This is a genomic window from Rhizobacter sp. P1_G5, assembly GCF_056405435.1.
In genome coordinates this window covers 1-5053 of sequence record NZ_JBFUCB010000454.1, presented here as the reverse complement: position 1 = coordinate 5053, position 5053 = coordinate 1, and the positions used below count along the sequence as shown (strand labels likewise).

At 71.1% G+C, this 5053-nt stretch carries 4 protein-coding genes; 3 read left to right on the top strand and 1 reads right to left on the bottom strand.

Annotated features, from left to right (window positions below; translation table 11 throughout):
- Positions 1-21 precede the first annotated feature (21 nt).
- The gene (locus AC1D12_RS24370; protein ID WP_477843402.1) at positions 22-1146 is read right to left on the bottom strand and encodes an FAD-dependent monooxygenase; all 1125 of its coding nucleotides are present in this window, start codon (positions 1144-1146) and stop codon (positions 22-24) included.
- A 90-nt stretch (positions 1147-1236) separates the two neighbouring features.
- Between AC1D12_RS24370 and AC1D12_RS24365 the strand changes: the two genes are divergently transcribed.
- From AC1D12_RS24365 to AC1D12_RS24355, 3 genes are all read left to right on the top strand, one after another.
- Entirely contained in the window at positions 1237-3687 is a 2451-nt protein-coding gene (locus AC1D12_RS24365) for an AsmA family protein (RefSeq protein ID WP_477843401.1), read from the top strand.
- The gene (locus AC1D12_RS24360; protein WP_477843399.1) at positions 3684-4574 is read left to right on the top strand and encodes an MOSC domain-containing protein; all 891 of its coding nucleotides are present in this window, start codon (positions 3684-3686) and stop codon (positions 4572-4574) included. Before AC1D12_RS24365 ends, AC1D12_RS24360 begins: the two co-directional genes overlap by 4 nt.
- Position 4575: 1 nt before the next feature.
- The coding region (locus AC1D12_RS24355) for a DMT family transporter (RefSeq protein WP_477843397.1) at positions 4576-5053 on the top strand (478 nt) is incomplete at its 3' end.

Sequence of the window (5053 nt, the reverse complement as noted above, 5' to 3'; positions counted from 1 at the left end):
AAGTTCAGCATGGCAATGCCTTCAGGTGTCGAGCGCCCGGGCGGTCAGCCAGCGCTTCAGCGGGGAGAGGTGGTTGACCAGAGTCATGCCGCGGTTGCGAAGTTCCCGCACCGCGGGTTGGTCCGTGGAAAACAACCGCCACAGGCCACCGGTCAATTCTCCCATCGCCCGGGTGGGTGCGAGACGTGAGCGTTCGTAACGGCGCAGCAGCTTGGCGTCTGATAGTTCACGCCACGGCTCCCGCGCTGCCAGCACCTGCGACAGCGCGGCCACGTCGGCCAGCCCGAGGTTCAATCCCTGGCCGGCCAAAGGGTGAACGACATGGGCCGCATCGCCCAGCAGCACCCAGCCGGGGCCGCACCAGGCGCTGGCGCGCGCCTGGATCAGCGGCCAGCCGGCGCGCGCCGACGCCAGGCTCAGCCGGCCGCAGGCGCCGCCGGTGGCCTCGTTCAAGGCCTGCTCGAAGGCCGTGGCATCGAGTGCCAGCAGTTCCTGCGCACGCGCCTGCGGCAGCGACCAGACCAGCGCATGCGAGCAGCCCGCCTGCGGCAGGTCGAACGGCAGCAGCGCCAGGATGTCCGGCGCGCGGAACCATTGCCGGGCCACGTGGCGGTGCGGCTGGTCGGCGACCAGGCGCGCCGCGATCGCGACCTGGCCGTAGTCGTGGCGCTCGAAGCGCACGCCCAGCGCGGCCCGCGAGGCCGAGGCCTTGCCTTCGCACAGCGCCGTCAGCGGCGCCTGCACCTCGGTATCGGCATCGACGCCCGGCGCCAGCAGCTCGATGTGGGGCGAATAGCGCACCGCGGTGGCGAGCGCCTGCTCCAGCGCCGCCACGTCGGTGATGAAGGCCAGCTCGGCCACCTGCTGCTGCCAGGCCGAGAACTCGAGCGCCGCGCCGGCGGCATCGCCCTCGACGCGCATCTCGTGCACCGCGGTCGCGGCCCCYGGCGGCAGCGCCTCCCAGACCTTCAGCGAGGCCAGCAGCGCGACCGAGCCGGGGTTCAGCGCGTAGGCGCGCACGTCTTCGCCGGCATGCGGCGCGGCATCGGGCACCAGCGCGACCTTCAGCCCCTGCCGGGCCAGCGACAAGGCCAGCGCCTGGCCGACGATGCCGGCCCCTCGGACACACAGATCGAAGCGTTTCATGAGGTTTCATTGTAGGGACCGGCACCACCCTGGCGCCCTTGAGGGCAGAATCGGTGCCCCCATGCTGCGCCCCTGCGGTCGACCGATTCGATGAAACCCTGGATCCGCAAACTCCTGCTGGCACTGGCCCTGCTGGTGCTGCTCTTCGGCGCCGTGCTCGTCTGGCTGGTGTCGACCTTCGACCCGAACGCCTACAAGGGCCTCGCGATCGACTGGATGAAAACCCACCGCGCCCGCACGCTGGCGATCGACGGGCCGATCAAGCTGTCGGTGTTCCCGCGGCTGGCGGTGCAGCTGTCGGCCGTCAAGCTCAGCGAGAAAGGCCGCGCCGACGAGTTCGCGGCGCTCGACGAGGCCTCGCTCTCGGTCGCAGTGCTGCCGCTGCTGCGCCGGCAGCTGGTGGTCGACCACGTCAGCGCCCGCGGCCTGCGCCTGGTGTACCGGCGCGATGCGCAGGGCAAGACCAACATCGACGACCTGATCGCCGGCGACGCGCCGCCCCCGGGCGCCCCGGGAACGTCCGCCAGCCAGGCGGCCTCGGGCGCGCCGCTGCGCTTCGACGTCAGCAGCGTGCAGCTCGACGACCTGCGGCTGAGCCTGCGCGACGAGCGCGACCAGCTCTCCGGCGAGGTCACGCTGAACTCGCTGCACACCGGCCGGCTGGCCGACCAGGTGGAGTCGCCGGTCAAGCTGCAGGCCGAGCTCGCGATGAAGGCGCCGGCCGTCAAGGGCCGGTTGAGCGGCGAGACCAGGCTGACGCTGCTGCTCACGCAGCAGGGCGTGAAGCTGCGCGACATGCAGCTCGGCTGGCAGGGCGATGCGTTCGGCGTGCAGGCGATGGACGTGAAGATCCAGGGCGCGCTCGGCTACGACGGCCAGCGCGGCACGCTCGACGCGCAGGACCTCGACCTCGGCCTCGGCGCGACGCTCGGTTCGCTGAAGCTGGCGGGCAGCCGGGTGCAGATCAAGCACTTCGCGTTCGACCCGGCGGCGCGCAACCTGTCGCTCAATGCGCTGCAGGTCAAGCTCGCCGGCACGCAGGGCGGCCAGCCGCTGTCGGCCACGCTCGACTGGCCCGAGTTGAACGTGAAGGGCGAGGCGCTGACCGGCAGCGCGCTGAGCGGCAAGCTGTCGCTCGAAGGCCCGACCGCGGTCGATGCGAGCTTCAAGTCGGCGGCGCCCGGCGGCAGCTTCGACATGGTCAAGGTGCCCGGTTTCGAGGCCACGCTGAAGGGCAGCATGAAAGGAACCAGCGGTCAACGCGAGCTGGCCGGCACGGTGCGCGCCGACCTGCAGCTGCAGCCCGCCAAGAGCGCGTTCGCGCTCGACGCGCTGGCCGCCCAGCTGAAGATCCAGGAGCCGTCGCTGCAACCGCTGGTGCTGGACATGCGCGGCAAGGCCGACGCGTCGCCGCAGGCGGCGCACTGGACGCTGGCCGGGCAGATCAACGCCAACCCGTTCCGCAGCGAAGGTGCCGTCACGCTCGCCGGCACACCGATCACCGTGAAGGCCTCCGCCAACTTCGAGGCGCTGGACCTGAACCGGCTGCTGCCGCCGTCCAGCACGGCACCGGCCCCGGCGCCCGCCGCCACCGAGAAGCCGGCCGCCGACACACCGGTCGACCTGTCGCCGCTGCGCGCGCTGCAGGGCGAGTTCAGCCTGCGCATCGGCAGCTTCGCGTACCAGACCTACCGCGTCAGCGATGCCGCGCTCGATGCCTCGCTGCAGGGCGGCATGCTGCGCGTCAGCAAGCTGTACGGCAAGACCTGGGGCGGCGTGCTCGACGCGACCGCGTTCGCCGATGCGCGCGCGAGCCGCGTCGCGGTGAAGGCGACGGCCACCGGCGTCAACGTCAACACGCTGCTGAAGGATGTCGCGAAGAAGGACATCCTCGAAGGCACCGGCCGCGTGGTCGCCGACATCGAAACGGCCGGGCGCAGCGTCAACGAGATGAAGGCGCGGCTGAAGGGCACCGCCGCGCTGCAGCTGCGCGACGGCGCGATCAAGGGCGTCAACCTCGCGAAGAGCCTGCGCCAGGCCAAGGCGGCGCTGTCGATGAAGCAGGACAGCGCGCAGAAATCGAACACAGCCGAGAAGACCGATTTCTCGGAGCTGACGGCCAGCTTCGTGATCACCGACGGCATCGCGCGCAACGCCGACCTCGATGCCAAGAGCCCGTTCCTGCGGCTCAACGGCTCGGGCATGGTCGACATCGGCCGCAGCCGCATCGACTACACCGCGCGCGCCACGGTCGCCAACACCACGAAGGGCCAGGACGGCGCCGACCTCGCGGCGCTGAAGGGCGTGACCGTGCCGGTGCTGCTGACCGGGCCGCTGGACGCGATCGACTGGAAGATCCAGTGGTCGCAGATCGCCGCCCAGGTGCTGAAGAGCGAGGTGACCGGCAAGGCCGAGGAGAAGCTCAAGGAGAGCCTGCGCGGCAAGCTCGGCCTGCCGTCGGCAGCGAGCGGCGCGGCCTCGGGGCCGCAGCCGTCGACCAAGGACCAACTGAAAGACAAGCTGAAGGGGCTGTTCAAGTGAGCGAGCTGGCGGAGGGGGATGTGCAGGTGACGCTGCGCAGCGTGCACGTGTACCCGGTGAAGAGCTGTGCCGGCGTGGCGCTCGACGAATCGCTGCTGATCGAGACCGGGCTCGAGTTCGACCGCGCGTGGATGGTGGTCGATGCCGCCGGCCGCTTCGTGAGCCAGCGCGAACTGCCGCGCATGGCGCTGATCCGCACGACGCTGAAGCACACCGAGCTGGTGCTGCGCGCGCCCGGCATGCTGGCGCTGCACCTGGCGCTCGATGCGGTGGAGGCGCCGCGCCAGGTCACCGTCTGGAACGACACCGTCGCGGCCTACGACATGGGCGACCTGGCGGCGCAGTGGTTCAGCGATTTCCTGGCGGCGCCGGGCAGCAGCGACGTGAAGTTCCCGCTGCGCCTGGCGCGCTTCGACCCCGAGCAGAAGCGGCTGTCGAGCAAGCAATGGAGCGGCGACATCGATGCCGAGAACGCGTTCAGCGACGGTTTTCCGCTGCTGGTGGTCTCGCAGGCCTCGCTCGACGAGCTGAACGAGCGCCTCGCGCGCAAGGGCGTGGCCGCGGCGACGATGGCGCGCTTCCGGCCGAACCTGGTGCTGGACGGGCTGGACGCGCACGGCGAGGATTTCCTCGACGAGATCCGCTTCGACACGCCCGAAGGGCTGGTGCGGCTGCGGCTGGTCAAGCCCTGCCCGCGCTGCCCGATCCCGAACGTCGACCCCGAGACCGGCGAGCCGGGGCACGAGCCGGGCGACACGCTGTCGAGCTACCGGGCCGACGAGCGGCTCGACGGCAAGATCACCTTCGGCATGAACGCGGTGATCGTCGAGGGCATCGAATGCGGGCTGCGCAGCGGGCTGGCCGGCAGCGCGAGCATCAAGTTCTGAGGTGGTCCATCTTCGCAACTGGCAGCTGTTCGCCGCCTGCGTGCTGACCTGGGGCACGACCTGGCATGCGATCACGTACCAGGTCGGCGTCACGACGCCGGAGTTCGGCGTCGCGCTGCGCTTCGCGCTGGCCAGCGCGGTGATCCTCGCGTTCGCCGCGGCGCGCGGCATCTCGCTGCGTTTCGCGCCGCGCCAGCACGCCTGGTTCGCGCTGCAGGGCATGTTCCTGTACGGCGTGTCGTACCTGTGCGTCTACCACGCCGAGCGGCTGCTGCCGTCGGGGCTGGTCGCGGTCAGCTACTCGGCCTCGCCGCTGATCACCGGGCTCGGCGCACGCTGGCTGTTCGGCGTCGCGGTCGGGCCGCGCTTCATCGCTGGCGGCCTGCTCGGGCTGGCCGGCGTCGCCCTCGTCTTCTGGCCGGAGTTCGGCCAGGCGCGCGACGCGGCGGGCACCACGCTGGGCGCGCTGTTCACGGTCG

What these genes read in the sequence shown, in the direction of transcription:
- AC1D12_RS24365 (WP_477843401.1), top strand. Translation starts at nt 1,237, where the DNA reads ATGAAACCCTGGATCCGCAAACTCCTGCTGGCACTGGCCCTGCTGGTG.